9 protein-coding genes are annotated in these 15,270 nt (G+C 72.1%); 6 read left to right on the forward strand and 3 right to left on the reverse strand.

What is annotated here, in order from left to right:
• The coding region (locus AC51EU_RS17675; protein WP_496267940.1) for a glycosyltransferase at window positions 1-1,365 on the reverse strand (1,365 nt) is incomplete at its 3' end.
• A gap of 378 nt (window positions 1,366-1,743) precedes the next feature.
• Between AC51EU_RS17675 and AC51EU_RS17680 the strand changes: the two genes are divergently transcribed.
• The 3 genes from AC51EU_RS17680 (at window position 1,744) to AC51EU_RS17690 (ending at window position 3,225) form a co-directional block, all read left to right on the forward strand.
• Window positions 1,744-1,899, forward strand: coding sequence for a hypothetical protein (locus tag AC51EU_RS17680; RefSeq protein ID WP_496267941.1), 156 nt, complete (start codon window positions 1,744-1,746; stop codon window positions 1,897-1,899).
• A gap of 59 nt (window positions 1,900-1,958) precedes the next feature.
• Window positions 1,959-2,267, forward strand: coding sequence for an acyl carrier protein (locus AC51EU_RS17685; protein WP_496267942.1), 309 nt, complete (start codon window positions 1,959-1,961; stop codon window positions 2,265-2,267).
• 193 nt (window positions 2,268-2,460) lie between these two features.
• Window positions 2,461-3,225, forward strand: coding sequence for a thioesterase II family protein (locus AC51EU_RS17690; RefSeq protein ID WP_496267943.1), 765 nt, complete (start codon window positions 2,461-2,463; stop codon window positions 3,223-3,225).
• Between the two features lie 70 nt (window positions 3,226-3,295).
• On the opposite strand, the gene AC51EU_RS17695 is transcribed toward AC51EU_RS17690, so the two are convergent.
• Window positions 3,296-5,245 carry an ABC1 kinase family protein gene (locus tag AC51EU_RS17695; protein ID WP_496267944.1) on the reverse strand — a complete coding sequence of 650 codons (1,950 nt, stop codon included), beginning with the start codon at window positions 5,243-5,245 and terminating at the stop codon, window positions 3,296-3,298.
• A 443-nt stretch (window positions 5,246-5,688) separates the two neighbouring features.
• Here AC51EU_RS17695 and AC51EU_RS17700 point away from each other — a divergent pair, with 443 nt between their 5' ends.
• Window positions 5,689-6,672 (forward strand): ATP-binding cassette domain-containing protein, encoded by a 984-nt coding sequence (locus tag AC51EU_RS17700; protein WP_496267945.1) that lies wholly within the window; start codon window positions 5,689-5,691, stop codon window positions 6,670-6,672.
• Entirely contained in the window at window positions 6,669-7,463 is a 795-nt protein-coding gene (locus tag AC51EU_RS17705) for an ABC transporter permease (protein ID WP_496267946.1), read from the forward strand. The genes AC51EU_RS17700 and AC51EU_RS17705 overlap by 4 nt, the downstream gene beginning before the upstream one ends.
• 65 nt (window positions 7,464-7,528) lie before the next feature.
• On the opposite strand, the gene AC51EU_RS17710 is transcribed toward AC51EU_RS17705, so the two are convergent.
• On the reverse strand, window positions 7,529-8,074 hold the full coding sequence (locus AC51EU_RS17710; RefSeq protein WP_496267947.1) for a hypothetical protein: 546 nt from the start codon (window positions 8,072-8,074) through the stop codon (window positions 7,529-7,531).
• Between the two features lie 131 nt (window positions 8,075-8,205).
• Here AC51EU_RS17710 and AC51EU_RS17715 point away from each other — a divergent pair.
• Window positions 8,206-15,270, forward strand: a 7,065-nt coding sequence (locus AC51EU_RS17715) for an amino acid adenylation domain-containing protein (protein WP_496267948.1), incomplete at its 3' end; no start/stop codon positions are given.

Genomic DNA, 15,270 nt, shown 5'->3' on the forward strand with positions numbered 1-15,270 from the left:
CGGCAGCGCCAGAAGCATGCCGGCCGCGGCCTCCCGGCCACCCGCCGAACGCATCAGCGCCGCCCGGCGCTCCGCCCGCTCACGGAACGACGGGGTGCTGAGGACCCTGGTGAGCTTGTCGACGACATCGTTGACGTCGATGGTCCGGGGACGGTCGAGGGTGAGGCTGAGACCGAAGTCCTCGCCACGGACGGCCTGGTCGTAGCAGTCCACCCACAGGGGGCGTATCACCAGCGGCTTGCCGAAGTACATGCCCTCGTTGAAGCCGTTGCCGCCGCCGTGGGTGAAGAACACCTTCACGTTCGGGTGGGCCAGGACGTCCATCTGGGACGGGACCCAGTTCTCGACACGGAGGTTCCCCGGCAGCGTCTGCTCCGGCGGCAGGAGGTGCTGCTGTTCCGAGGGCAGCTTCCACAGCACCTGGTGCCGGCCCTCCAGCCGGCGGGCCACCTCCACCAGGGAGGCGACCTGCTCCCGCGTCAGCCGGGTGATCGTCCCGAGCCCGATGTAGACCACGGAGGACTGGGCGTCCAGCCACCGCGAGAGGTCCTGCTCGCCCGGCACCTCCGGCAGCGGCGGCACCATCGCGCCCACCAGCCGCATCTTCTTCGGGATGTCGAAGGGATAGTCCAGCTCGGCGATGGAGTTGCACAGCACCATCTCGGCGCGGTCGATCCTGCCCATGATGCTGGGCGCCGGCAGCCCGAGCTCCTTGCGCCGCCGGGAGTCGTCCGCGAACACCTTGCTCATCCGCGGGTTGAGGAACATCGCGAAGGTCCGCAGCTTGAACAGCTCGTTGGTGACGCGCTGCACGGGCGTCATCCGCCGCCGCAACCCGGTGTGCGGAACGGGGAAGCCGCGCGGGGTGTAGCTCTTGGAGAAGGGCGTGTGCGCCGTCAGCACATTGCTCGGCAGGAACGGCACACTCAGCACATACGGAATGTTCCGGGCGATGGCCACGTCGACGCCGAAGCTGCTGATGCAGTCGACGACCATCAACGCCGGCCGGACCTCGTCGACGACGGCCTGGAGGCGACGCGCCTTCTCCGCCTGGATGTCGGGCCGGTACGTGTGCCGCACGACCGCGCGGTGCGCCTTGAAGCGCGAGGACTGCGTGACCTCGCGGTAGATCTCGTCGGTCCAGGTCACGGCCGACATCTCGGTGTCCACCCCGCCCAGGGAGGCGAACTCCACCGGGGAGCCCTCCGCGATCCGCTTCACATCGTCGCGGCGCGGCTCGTCGGAGGCGAACCAGAGGTCCTGCACCCCCTGACGCGAGAGTTCACCCGCCAGGACGAGCAGCGGATTGATCAGACCGCTCTCCGGAAGGCTGACGAAGAGGATCGGCCGTCGGGCGGATTCCATGGATTCCCTTTCACCGGTGGCAGGCGGGGTCGGCGAGCACGCCTGTGTGCGGCGCGATGGGTCGCACCTCCCTTTGATGTCACGCCGGGGGTCGGGAAATCCTTAGACTTGGTCACGGAGGTGGCGGTGGCGCGACAGCGTGCCGTATACAAACCGGTTGCGGGGGAGTACCGGGAAGCCGGCGGTGCCGTGCGGTGATTTCCGCCGCGCCGGAGTTCACCAGGGCTTTTCTTGGCTCCATTCCGCCGAATTCCCCGACGTGGCTGCCGTCGGCCCGTACCGGGCCCGGAGGGATCGCGGAGGAGCGCCGGCGCGGGCCGTGGCACCCGCCGCCCGCCTCGACGCCCTCGGGGCGCGTCACCACACGTTGACGCAGGGTTGATCGATCGTAGATCGGGCGGTGCCAAGCTCAACGCGTCCGCTCCAGGGCCGTCGGTTCCGTCCCGCCGACCACCCCACGGCACCGGGTCCGACCGCGCCCTGGACATCCCCGACACCACCCTCAACGGCGCGGCCCACCCCACCGACTGCTGACGGTGCACCACCTCCACCGGCAGTCACCGGCTGCCCCGAACCACCTCCCGGAGCACCGCATGACCGAGACCCGACAGGCATCCACCACCGCCCCGGGCATCACCAGATCCGCCGTGGCGGACACCGTCCGCGCGACCATCGCGTACGCCCTGGGCACCACGCCCGACACCCTCACCGACGACGCCGACCTCCGGGCCGACCACGGCATCGACAGCCTGGACCTGATCGCCATCGGCGCCCGCATCGAACGCGCCCTCGGCATCCAGATCGTCCCCGAGGACCTGATGAGAGCCCACACCGTCGGCCACGCCATCGCCCTCCTCACCCGAGCGGAACACCGACCGGCGACCGTGCCGCAGCCCTGCTGACCGTACGGACCGGGTGCCAACGCCCCGGAGACGACACCGACCGCCCCGCCACCGGAACACCTCGACGGCCAGGAATCGCAGCTTCCTGAAACAGGGATTGCCGGCCGCTCTCCGCGCCCGGTTCGATGAGTACGGGGACGGCGCCGGCCCTCTGGCACGCGCCGAGAGTCGCTGACGAGGAGTCCGAAACCACATGGCCATGGGCGAGAGCATCTGGTTGCGCAGATATGCCGTGTCGGGCCGCCCCCGTACGCGGCTGCTCTGCCTTCCGCACGCGGGTGGTTCCGCCAGTTTCTTTCGGAACTGGGGGAATGCCTTCGGAGCGGACGTCGAGGTTCTGGTGGCGCGTTATCCGGGACGTCAGGAGCGTATCGCCGAGCCGCTGATCACCGCGATGGAACCGCTCGCGGACGCGCTCGGCAAGGAATTGGTGCCCATTCTCGATGCGCCCCTCGCCCTTTTCGGGCACAGTATGGGCGCCTCGCTCGGGTACGAGATCGCGCTGCGGCTCCAGGAACAGTACGGTGCCACACCGTCGTTGCTGATGGTTTCCGGTCGTGCGGCCCCGCACCTGCTCACGCCGCGTCCCGGCGGCTACCAGGACGACGAGGAGGTCGTGGCGGAGGTCCGCCGGATGGGCGGCACGGACGCGGCCCTGCTCGACAACCCTGACCTGCGGGAGTTGATCCTTCCCGCGATCCGCAACGATTTCGGGATCGTCGCCCGGTACCCGGCGAGAACGGGCGCCCCGCTCGGCTGCCCCGTCGTCGGCTATCTCGGCGACAGCGACCCGGACGTCAACGAGGACGCGGTACGCGGCTGGTCCGATGTCGCCCCCCAGGGCTTCGACCTCCGTGTCCTTCCCGGCGGTCATTTCTACCTGGCCGAGCGCGAGCCCGAACTCATCGAGGACATCGCTTCCCGGCTCGGCAGCACGGCGCGGAGCGTTCTTCGGTAATCCTTCCCGGATTCCGCGCAGACGGGCGTCGGCCGCATCGGCCCGGCGCCCGTATCCGTACCGCTTTCCCTCAACGCCGCGCCTTGTGGAGGGAGAACAGGGTGCGCACGGTCAGCATGCTGCTCACCACGAGCAGGTGATAGCCGAGGACATCGAAGAGTTCGACGGAGTGCCCGATGAGGGGGGAGCCCGGTGTGCCGAGGAGCAGCACCCCGGCGAGGGCCGTGCTGCCGGCGAGGAAGGCCAGCAGGACCTGGTGGACCAGCGTACGGATGAACCGGCGGTCGTCGGCGTCGGCGAGGGGCCGGACGTTCACCTGGAGCCGACCCCGCTCCAGCGCCTCGGCGACGCGCTCCACCCGGCGCGGCAGGCGGCGCAGCAGTGGCGCGAGGGCAAGGATCTCCTCGGCGGCCGAGCGCCCCAACTCCTGCGGGCGCAGCTTCCTCCTGAGCCGGTCGGCGGCGAAGGACCGGGCCTCCGCGAGGAAGTCGAAGTCCGGGTCGAGGCGGCCGAGGGAGCCCTCCAGGGTGGCCAGAGCCCGGAAGGTGGCCGCGATCTCCGGGGGAACGGTCAGCCCGTGCCGGGTCACCAGCAGGAAGAAGTCGGAGAACATGTCGGAGCCGGGGCGGCTGCCGGGGCCCAGGTGCTGGGCCATGAAACGGCCCAGGGCGCGTTCCAGGCTCCGTTCGTCCACGTCCTGGCGGTCGACGAGTTCCAGCAGGGCGTCGCACAGGGCGGTCGGGTCGTTGCTGTGGACGGCGAGGAGGAAGCGGCGCAGCGCGGAGCGCAGGGTCCGGTCGACGCGTCCCACGGAGCCGAAGTCGAGGAGACCGAGGCGGCCGTCGTCGAGGAGCATGATGTTGCCGGGGTGCGGGTCGGTGTGGAAGACACCGGTGGTCATGATCTGGTCGAGGAGGCAGGCGAGCAGTTGCCGGGCCGCTTCGGACGGGTCCATGCCGTGCTCGGCGATCCGCGCGCCCGCCGAGCCCAGCGTGGTGCCGGACAACAGGTCGAGGACGAGGACCCGCCGGGTGGTGAGGGCGTCATGGACCTTCGGCACGACGACGGACGGCGCCCGGGAGCGGTCCGACGCCGCGGTGACGGCGGCGATGTTGCGGGCCTCGATACGGAAGTCGAGTTCCTCGTGCAGCGACCGCGCGAAACCGGCGGCCAGCCCGGAGGCACCGACCGTCCGCCCCCAGGCGGTGTGCTCCTCCACCCTGCGGCCGAGGCGCAGCAGGATGTCCAGGTCACGGTCGACGAGTTCCCGGCTGCCCGGTCGCTGCACCTTGACCACCACCTGCCGGCCGCAGTGCAGACGGGCCCGGTGGACCTGGGCGATCGAACCCGCCGCCAGCGGTTCGGGGTCGAGCGCGGCGAAGACCTCGTCCGGCCGCTTGCCCAACTCCTCGGTCAGCACCCGCTCTATGCCCTCCCAGGGCGCCGGTGCGGCCTGGTCCTGGAGGCGGGACAGTTCGTCGACGTAGTCGCGCGGCAGCAGGTCGTGACGGGTGGAGAGCACCTGGCCGAGCTTGACGAACGTCACTCCGGCCTCCTCCAGCGCCAGGCGCAACGACAGGGCGGTCAGGCGGGTTCCGCCGGGGGCCGTCAATCCCCGGCGTACCAGGCCGCGGAGGGACGGGGACAGACCGTGGCGGGCGACGATGCCGCTGAGCCGCGCGTAGCGGCGGGTGCGTGCCAGCCGGTCGCGCAGGGCGCGCGGCCAGCGGACGACGCCGGAGAGCGCGCCGCTGGGGACGATGACCTCGGAGAGGGCGAGGAAGAGCATCGACGCCAGCAGGGTGCAGCCGATCTGCACGGTGAGCAGCCCCCACTGCCGGTCGCGCCCGCCCATCAGCGCACTGATCCACAGCGAGACGGCCACCCCGACACCGCCGGTGAGCAGCGCGCGGAAAACGCCTATCCGCAGCCCCAGAAGCCGTCGTGCGCCCAGGGAGAATCCCGCGAGGGCGAGAACGAATCCGCAGGGAATGACGACGGCGAGGAGGGCGACCTTCATGCGGCGGAGCGTACGTGCCGTCCGGGCGCGCTTTCGGCGGGCCGGTATTCCGTCGCAGGAAACTGCCGGGGGCATTGCGCGGAGCGCCGGCGACTGTCATTTCGTGTTCCCCGGGCGGCCGCTCACGGAATGCGCTGCGGGGAATGCGCGGTGGGCCGCGGACGAGGGAAGACGCGGTGGCGGACAACGTATCACCGTCATCGGCCGGACTCATGGGGACGGTACGGGAATTCCCGGGGAAGCGGGGGAGTACGGGGTGGGTGCGTAAGCCGCGGGCCGCCGGCCGCTGCCGGTTCCGCGGAGCGGGCGTACGGGCGGCGGGGAAGGCGGAGGGAAGCCGGCGCATGCAGTTAGTTGCAGAGGCCATTGTGGGTGCGTGGTGGCACCCGTGAGACTGCGCGGAGCTTGTCGTGCGGGCGCTGGCACGTTCCGAGGAGGATTGCATGGACGACGGCATTCACGCGGAGGATCTCCGCAAGAGATACGGCGAAGTGGAAGCACTGCGAGGTGTTTCGCTCTCCGTTCCCGCCGGTACCGTCCTCGGTCTGCTGGGCCCCAACGGGGCGGGGAAAACCACCACCGTCAGAATTCTCGCGACCCTGCTGACCCCGGACTCGGGCCGGGCCACGGTGGCCGGCCACGACCTCGTACGGAATCCGAACGAGGTACGCCGGCGCATCGGCCTCGCGGGCCAGTACGCGGCGGTCGACCCGCTGCTGACCGGCCGTGAGAACCTCGTGCTCGCCGGGCGCCTCTACCACCTCGGCCGGCGCGGGGCGAAGGAGAAGGCCGACGAACTGCTCCAGCGCTTCGACCTGGAGGACGCGGCCGACCGTGCCAGCATGACCTACTCCGGTGGAATGCGCCGCCGCCTCGACCTCGCGGCGAGCCTCATCCCGCGCCCCGCCGTCCTCTTCCTGGACGAGCCGACCACCGGCCTGGACCCGACCAGCCGGATCGCGCTGTGGGACATGATCCGCGAGCAGGTCGCCGACGGCACCACCGTCCTCCTCACCACCCAGTACCTGGAGGAGGCCGAGCAGTTGGCGGACCGTATCGCCGTCGTCGACGGCGGCACGGTCATCGCCGACGGCACCGCCGACGAACTCAAGCGGAAGGTCGGCGGCGAGCGGCTGCACGTGACGCTGAGCGACCCGGCGCAGGCACCGGCCGTCGTCGAGGCCCTCGGCCGCGCGCTGGGGCAGAAGCCGGCCCTCGGGGCCGACGGGCGCAGTGTCAGCGTCGAGCTGACGGGCGGTGTGCTGGGCGCCGTCTCGCGCGCCGCCGGGGCACTGGAGGCGACGGGTTCGCAGGTCGAGGACTTCGCCGTACGGCGCCCCTCGATGGACGACGTATTCCTCACACTGACCGGGAGCGGAGCCTCCCCGTCGGCCACTCCCGCGGCAGGAACGGTGGGCCCGGCATGAATCACCTGATCAACGACAGCATGGCCCTGGCCTGGCGGCAGCTGCGCCAGCTCACCAGGGTGCCGACCAAGCTCATCAGCGTCACGATCGTGCCGATCGTCATCGTGCTGATCTTCGGTTTCCTCTTCGGCAACGCGATGAAGGTGCCCGGCGGCAACTACCGCGAGTACATCATGTCCGGCATCTTCATGCAGGTCATGCTCTCCGGTGTCAGCAGCACCGCGATCGGGGTGGCCGCCGACCTCAAGAGCGGAATCGTCGACCGCTTCCGCTCCATGCCCATCGCCCGGTCCGCCGTGCTCATCGGCCGCACCAGTGCCGACCTGCTGCTCAACGCGGTCGCCTGTACCATCATGGCGCTGGTGGGCCTGCTGATCGGCTGGCGTACGCACGGCAGTCCGCTGGAGATCGCCGGCGGCTTCCTGATGCTGCTCGCCGCCGGGTACGTCCTGGCCTGGCTGGGCGCGCTCATCGGGCTCGCGCTGCGCAGCCCGGAGGCCGTGACATCGGTGACCTTCCTCATCAGCGTGCCGCTGACGTTCCTGTCGAACGCCTTCGTCCCGATGGGGACACTGCCCGGCTGGCTGCGGACCGTCGCGGAGTGGAACCCGGTCAGCTCGGTCGTCGCCTCGATGCGCGAGCTGTGGGGCAACCAGGTGGAGACGGCCGCCACGGCCGGTTCCTTCCCCGCCCAGCACCCGCTGCCCCTCGCGCTGATCACCCTGGCGGTGCTGATGGCGATCCTGGTGCCCGCCGCGATCCGCGCCTTCCGGACGGCGACCGCACGCTGAGACACACGGCGACGGCCCGTGCGCAAGGTTCGGTGAACCTCACGCACGGGCCGTCGGACGCACCGTCACGCGCTCCCGGAACCGGGTGCCGGGCGTTCGGCGGCGCGGCGTATCGCATGGAGCCATTCCCGGCGGATGAATCCGCTGGGCAGCCGGATAGCGGCCCAGTAGAGCGCGAATTTCCGGTGCGCCGTACGGTCGGTGGAAAAGACCCGGGTCTCGGTACGCAACCAGCCGTCGGCGAAATGGAAGTTGTAGGCGATTTTGGTGTAGCCCGGGGTGTCGAAGTCGGCGAACTCCTTTCCCGCGACCGCCACATAGGGTTCGCCGACGGCGTCCTTCGACGTGCGAGTGATGGAGCCCACCACCAACTCATTGCCGGTACGGGCGACTTCCGTATAGGCGCCGGTCCGGAAAGCATCGATGATCTTCCGGCTTCCGGTGGGCATCGACGTTCCGAACGACCGGGCGAACATCAACCCGCGGAAAACCGGAACGTCACCCCATGTTACCTCCTCGACCGCGCGCAGAGTGACCTCGCGAGGCGCGCCGACCCGCAGTTTGTGGCATTCCCTGAAGTCCCATCGCGGGACGAGGTCGTCGAGTTGCATGCCGGGAGGCTAACGACCTGCTCCGGCCCCTCTCGCGACGCATTGCCTGAAGCTGCACTCACCCCACCAAAAGGGATCGACGGGTGGTCTTCTGGTACGTGACCTGTCACCGACATGCCGAGAGGACCGACATGCCTGAGGAGCGCACACATCGCTTTTCGCCCACCGAGGCACAGGCGGGAATCTGGTTCGCTCAGCAGCTGGACCCGGCGAACACCGTCTACAACACCGGCGAATACCTGGAGATCCACGGCCCGGTCGACGCCGAGGTGTTCGCACGGGCCCTGCGCCAGGTCGTGGCGGAGGCCGCCACGCTCCGTGTCCGCATGGAGGACGGTCCCGACGGCGCCCTGATGACCGTCGGTGACCCGGACTGGACGCTGCACACCGTCGACGTCTCCGCCGAGGACGACCCGGTCGCCGCCGCCGAGCGGTGGATGCGCGACGACCTGGCCCGCCCCGCCGACCAGGACGCCGGACTGTTCCTCTTCGCCCTCTTCAAGGCCGCCGACGACCACTGGCTCTGGCTCCACCGCTACCACCACGTCCTCGTCGACGGATACACCGTGGCGCAGATCGCCGGACGCGTCGCCGAGGTCTACAGCGCGCTGACCGCCGGCGGGACGGTGCCCGAGTGCCCCTGGGGCGACCTCACCGCACTCCTCGACGCCGAGGCCGCCTACCGGGACTCCGAACAGTGCGCCAAGGACCGCGAGTTCTGGGACGCGCGCCTCGCCGGCCTGCCCGAGCCCGCCTCCCTCTCCGCACGCCCGCCGTCCACGGCGCGCGGCCTGGTGCGCCGCACCGCCCACCTCCCGGCGGCCCAGTCCCGGGCACTGCGCGACCGGGCCGCCGACATCGGCGTGCCGTGGCCGTCCTTCGTCACCGCCGCGACCGCCGCCTACCTCCAGCGGATGACCGGCGCCGAGGAGATCGTCCTCGGCCTGCCCGTCACCACCCGCGTCGGCCGCGTCCTGCGCCGGGTGCCCGGCATGGTCTCCAACGTCCTGCCGCTGCGCGTCGCCGCCACCGCCGACCTGACGCTCACCGAACTCGTCCGCCGGGTCCACGCCGAGATGCGCGCCGTCCTCAAGCACCAGCGGTACCGCTGCGAATGGATGCGCCGCGACCTGAAGATGCTCGGCGGCGAACAGCGCCTGGTGGGCCCGCAGGTCAACGTGATGATGTTCGACTACGACCTGCGGTTCGGCGGCCACCCCGCGACCGTGCGCAACCTGTCCATCGGCCCCGCCGACGACCTCTCCGTCATCGTGTACGACCGCACCGACGGCGCCGGCCTCCAGGTCGACTTCGACGCCAATCCCGACGCGTACTCCGCCGAGGAGGTGGCCGCCCACCAGGAACGGTTCCTGCGCTTCCTCGGCCGCCTCGGCGCCGCCGACCCCGAGCGGCCCATCGGCGGGATCGACCTCCTCGACGACGCGGAACGCTCCCGCGTCCTCGGCGAATGGGCCAGCTCCGCACCGGCCCCCACCCGCCCCGGCACCCCCGCCCACCTGGCCGAACTCTTCGACGCGCAGGCCGCCCGCACCCCGGACGGCACCGCCGTCGTCCACGACGGCACCCGCCTGACCTATGGCGGACTCGCCGCCGCGTCCAACCGGCTCGCCCGCCTGCTCGCCGCCCGCGGCATCGGCCCCGAGACCTTCGTCGCCCTCGCCCTGCCCCGCTCGGCGGAGATGGTCACCGGCCTCCTCGCCGTCGTCAAGGCCGGCGCCGGCTATGTGCCGCTGGACCCGGACTACCCCCGCGAGCGGCTGTCCTACACCCTCGCCGACGCCCGCCCCGCCCTCGTCGTCACCACCTCCCAGGTCGACCTGACGGGGGTGGAACTCGGCGACACCCCCGTCCTGGTGCTCGACGCGCCGGACACCCGCTCCGCGCTCGCCGCCCACCCGGCCGCCGACCTCACCGACGCCGACCGCACGGCCCCGCTGACGCCCGCCGCCCCCGCGTACGTCATCTACACCTCGGGCTCCACCGGCCGCCCCAAGGGTGTCGTGATCCCGCACCACAACGTCGTACGCCTCTTCCGCTCCACCCGGCACTGGTTCGGCTTCGACGAGCGCGACGTGTGGACGATGTTCCACTCCTACGCCTTCGACTTCTCCGTGTGGGAACTGTGGGGGCCCCTGCTGCACGGCGGCACCCTCGTCGTCGTCCCCCACGCGGTCTCCCGTTCCCCCGAGGACTTCCTGCGGCTGCTCGTCGAGGAACGCGTCACCGTCCTCAACCAGACACCGTCGGCGTTCTACCAGCTCATGCAGGCCGACCGGGAGAACCCCGGCCTCGGCGGCCGCCTCGCCCTCCGCACCGTCGTCTTCGGCGGCGAGGCACTGGACCTGTGGCGCCTGGAGGACTGGTACACGCGGCACGAGGACACCGCCCCCGTCCTCGTCAACATGTACGGGATCACCGAGACCACCGTCCACGTCACCCACATCGCCCTGGACCGCGGCCACGCCGCGCGCGCCGCCGGCAGCACCGTCGGCCGCGCCATCCCCGACCTGCGTGTCTATGTGCTCGACGACCGGCTGCGTCCCGTTCCCCCCGGCGTCCCCGGTGAGATGTACGTCGCCGGCGAGGGCCTGGCCCGCGGCTACCTCAACCGGCCCGGCCTGAACGCGCTCCGCTTCGTCGCCGACCCCTTCGGGGCACCCGGCTCCCGGATGTACCGCTCCGGCGACATCGCCCGCTGGACCGCCGACGGGCAGCTCGACTTCGTCGGCCGCGCCGACGACCAGGTCAAGATCCGCGGCTTCCGCATCGAACTCGGCGAGATCGACGCCGTCCTCCAAGGCCACCCCGGCATCGCCCAGGTCGCGACCGTCGTCCGCGAGGACAAGCCCGGCGACAAGCGGCTCACCGCCTACCTCGTGCCCGCCGCCGGACACACCCCGGACAGCGCCGCGCTGCGCGCCCACGCCGCCGCCTCACTGCCCGACCACATGGTGCCTGCCGCCTTCGTCGTCCTCGACGGCCGGCTGCCGCTGACCCCGAACGGCAAACTCGACACCAAGGCCCTGCCCGCCCCCGAGATCGCGGTGTCCGCCGACAGCCGCGCGCCCCGCACCGCCGACGAGGAACTGCTCTGCGCGCTCGTCGCCGAACTCCTCGGGCTGCCCGCCGTCGGCATCGACGACGGCTTCTTCGACCTCGGCGGCGACTCCATCATCTCGATGCAGCTCGTCTCCCGCTGCCGCCGGGCCGGACTCGTCCTCACCACCCGCGACGTCTTCCAGCACCGCACCGTGGCCGCGCTCGCCGCCGTCGCCGAACGCGCCCCCGACGACGCGGCCGAGGGTCCCGACGAGGGCACCGGCGAACTGGCCCCCTTCCCCATGGCCCAGTGGCTCGCCGAACGCGGCGGCACCATCGGCGGTTACCACCAGTCCACGGTCGTCCGCACCCCCGCCGGTGTCACCGAGGAACGCCTCACGGCCGCCCTCGCCGCACTGACCGGCCACCACGACGCGCTCCGCACCGTCCTCGACAGCAGCGGCCCGCAGTGGCGCCTGGAGATCGCCCCGGCCGGGGACGCACGGACCGCGCCGCGGCTCCGGCGCGTCGACGTCGCGGACCTGACGGACGAGGCACGCGAGAAGACCGTACGCGGCCACCGCCTCCGGGCCGCCGCCGAACTGGACCCCGAAAGCGGCCGGATGCTGCGCGCCGTGTGGTTCGACGCCGGCCCCGGACGGCCCGGCCTGCTCCTCCTCGTCGTCCACCACCTGGCCGTCGACGGCGTCTCCTGGCGCATCCTGCTGCCCGACCTGGCGGCCGCGTACGAGGCGGCCGCCGACGGCCGGACGCCCGAACTCGCCCCGGTCGGCACCTCCTTCCGCGGCTGGGCCGCCGCCCGCGCCGAGGAAGCCGCCTCCGGCGCGCGGCACCCCGAACTCCCGTACTGGCACGAGACGCTGGCGGGCGCCCCCGAGCCCCTCGGCCACCGCCCCCTGGACCCCGCCACCGACCTCGCGGGCACCGCCCGGACCCTGCGCGTCACCCTGCCCGCCGCACACACCGAGCCCCTGCTCGGCCCGGTGCCCGCCGCGTTCCGCGCCAAGCCCGACGAGGTGCTGCTCGCCGCCTTCGCGGACGCCGTCGCCGCCTGGCGGCACCGCCGCGGCCGGCAGCGCACCGATGTCCTGCTCACCGTCGAGGGCCACGGCCGCGACACCGACCGGGCGGACCTCACCCGGACCGTCGGCTGGTTCACCAGCATGTACCCCGTCCGGCTGGACCCCGGCACGGCGCACGACGACCGGACCCCGGGCGACGTCGTCAAGCGCGTCAAGGAGCAGCTGCGGTCCGTCCCCGGCGACGGCTCCGGCTACGGCCTGCTCCGCCACCTCGACGCCCACACGGGCCCCGGACTCGCCCGGCACACCGCCCCCGAGATCGCCTTCAACTACCTGGGCCGCCTCCGCTCCGAGGACACCGACTGGTCACCGGTCGGCGGCATGGACGGCGGCGACGACCCGTCGATGCCCCTCGCCCACGCCCTGGAGGTCAACGCGTTCGCCGAGGACGGCCCCGACGGCACCCGCCTGGTCGCCGTCGTCGGCTGGGCCCCCGGCGTCCTGCCCGAGGCGGACGTCCAGGAGCTGACCGCGCTCTGGCAGGACCGCCTGACCGCCCTCGCCGCCCTCGCCGGCGAGCCGGGCACCGGCGGCGCCACCCCGTCGGACTTCCCGCTCGTCCACCTCGGCCAGTCCGAGATCGACCTGCTGGAGGCCGACGGCCCGCGCGTCGAGGACATCCTGCCGCTCTCCCCGCTCCAGGAGGGCCTCCTCTTCCACTCGCTCTACGACGAGCGGGAACAGGACGTCTACACCGTCCAGTTCGTGTTCGCCCTGCACGGCGCCGTGGACCCGGACCGGCTGCGGACGGCGGGCGACGCGCTGCTGCGCCGCCACCCCAACCTCCGGGCGAGCTTCCGCCGCGACGGCCTCACCCACCCCGTCCAGGTCGTCCGCGAGGGCGTACGCCCGCTCTGGCGGCACCTCGACCTCACCGGCCTCCCGCACGCCGAGGACGAGGCCCGGCGCCTGCTGGCCGAGGACCACACCCGGCGGTTCGACCCGTCCGAGGGCCCCCTCATCGGCCTCACCCTCGTCGACCTGGCCGACGACCGGCACCTGCTCGCCCTCACCAACCACCACATCCTGCTCGACGGCTGGTCCATGCCCCTGCTCGTCCAGGAACTGTTCACCCTCTACGGCGCGGACGGCGACGCCACCGGACTGCCCCGCGTCACCCCGTACGCGGACTACCTCGCCTGGCTCGCCGCGCAGGACCGCGGCGCCGCCGAGGACGCCTGGCACGAGGCACTGCGCGGGCTGGACGAACCCACCCTCCTCGCCGGCCCCCGCCGCACCAGCGGCCACGGCGCCGCACCCGAGCAGATCGCCGTCGACCTCTCCGAGGACCTGACCGCCGCCCTGACCGAGACCGCCCGCGCACACGGCCTGACCCTGGGCACCGTCGTCCAGGGCGCCTGGGCGCTGCTGCTCGGCTCGCTGACCGGGCGGGACGACGTGGTGTTCGGCGGCACGGTCGCCGGCCGCCCGCCGGAGCTGCCGGGCGCCGAGTCGATGGTCGGCCTGTTCATCAACACCCTGCCCGTACGCGTCACCCTCGACCCGGCCCAGACCCTCGCCGGACTGCTGGCACGCGTGCAGGAGCAGCAGTCCGCGCTCACCGCGCACCACCACCTCGGCCTCGCGGACGTCACCCGGCTGGCCGGACACACCGAACTCTTCGACACCATCACGGTGCTGGAGAACTACCCCTTCGACCCGGACGCGCTCAGCGGCGGCGGCCTCACCGTCACCGGCGTCGAAGGCCACGACGCGACGCACTACGCCCTCAGCCTCGCCGTCCTCCCCTGGGAACGGATACAGCTGCGGCTCACCTACCTGCCCGAGCTGTACGACCGCGCCACCGCGGAAAGCCTCGCCGCACGCCTGGTACGCCTCTTCGAGACGGTGGCACACCACCCGCTGCGGCAGATCGCCGCCGTGGACCTGCTCACGGAAACCGACCGCGAACTCCTGCTGGAGAAGTGGAACGACACGGCCCGGCCCGTCCCCGACCGGCCGCTGCCCCACCTCTTCGAGGAACGCGCCGCGACCGCCCCCGACGCCCTCGCCGTCGTCTCCGACGACACCGGACTCAGCTACGCCGCACTCAACCGGCGCGCCAACAAGCTGGCCCGCCTCCTCGTGGCCCAGGGCGTCGGCCCGGAGCGGTTCGTCGCCGTCGCCCTGCCCAAGTCGGCCGAGCTGACTGTGGCGCTGCTCGCCGTCCTCAAGTCCGGCGCGGCCTACCTGCCCGTCGACACGGCCTACCCCGCCGACCGCATCCGGTACATGCTGGACGACGCACGGCCCGCGGTCCTGCTCACGGACGAGCGGTCGCTGCCCGTCCTCGACACGGTCGACGGCGGCCCGGACCTCCCGCGCCTCGTCATCGACGCGCCCGGCACCCGCCAGGCACTCGCCGCGGCCGACGGCGGCGACCTGACCGACGCCGAGCGGACCCATGCCCTCGACCCGGCGCACCCGGCGTACATGATCTACACCTCGGGCTCGACCGGCCGCCCCAAGGGCGTCGTCGTCTCCCACCGCGGGCTGGGCAACCTCGCCACCGCGCAGAACGACCGCTTCGCCATCGACGCCGGCAGCCGGGTGCTCCAGTTCGCCTCGCCGAGCTTCGACGCCTCGGTCTCCGAACTGTGCACGGCATGGCTCGCCGGCGGCACCGTGGTCCTGGCGGCGGCCGAACGGCTGATGCCCGGCCAGGGCCTGAGCGAGGTCATCGCACGGCACGGCGTCACCCACGCCACGATTCCGCCCGCGGCCCTCGGCACCATGACCACCGACGCCCTCCCGGCGGACATGACCCTCGTCGTCGCGGGCGAGGCATGCCCGCCCGACCTGGTCGGCCGCTGGTCCGCGGGACGCCGCATGATCAACGCGTACGGCCCGTCCGAGGCCACCGTCTGCGCGACGATGAGCGCCCCCCTGACCGGCACCCAGATCCCGCCGATCGGCACCCCTCTCACCAATACCCGGGTGTTTGTGCTGGATGGTGCGTTGCGTGTGGTGCCTGTGGGTGTGGCGGGTGAGTTGTATGTCGCGGGTGTGGGTTTGGCGCGTGATTATCACGGG

It is taken from the genome of Candidatus Streptomyces philanthi, from assembly GCF_059553635.1.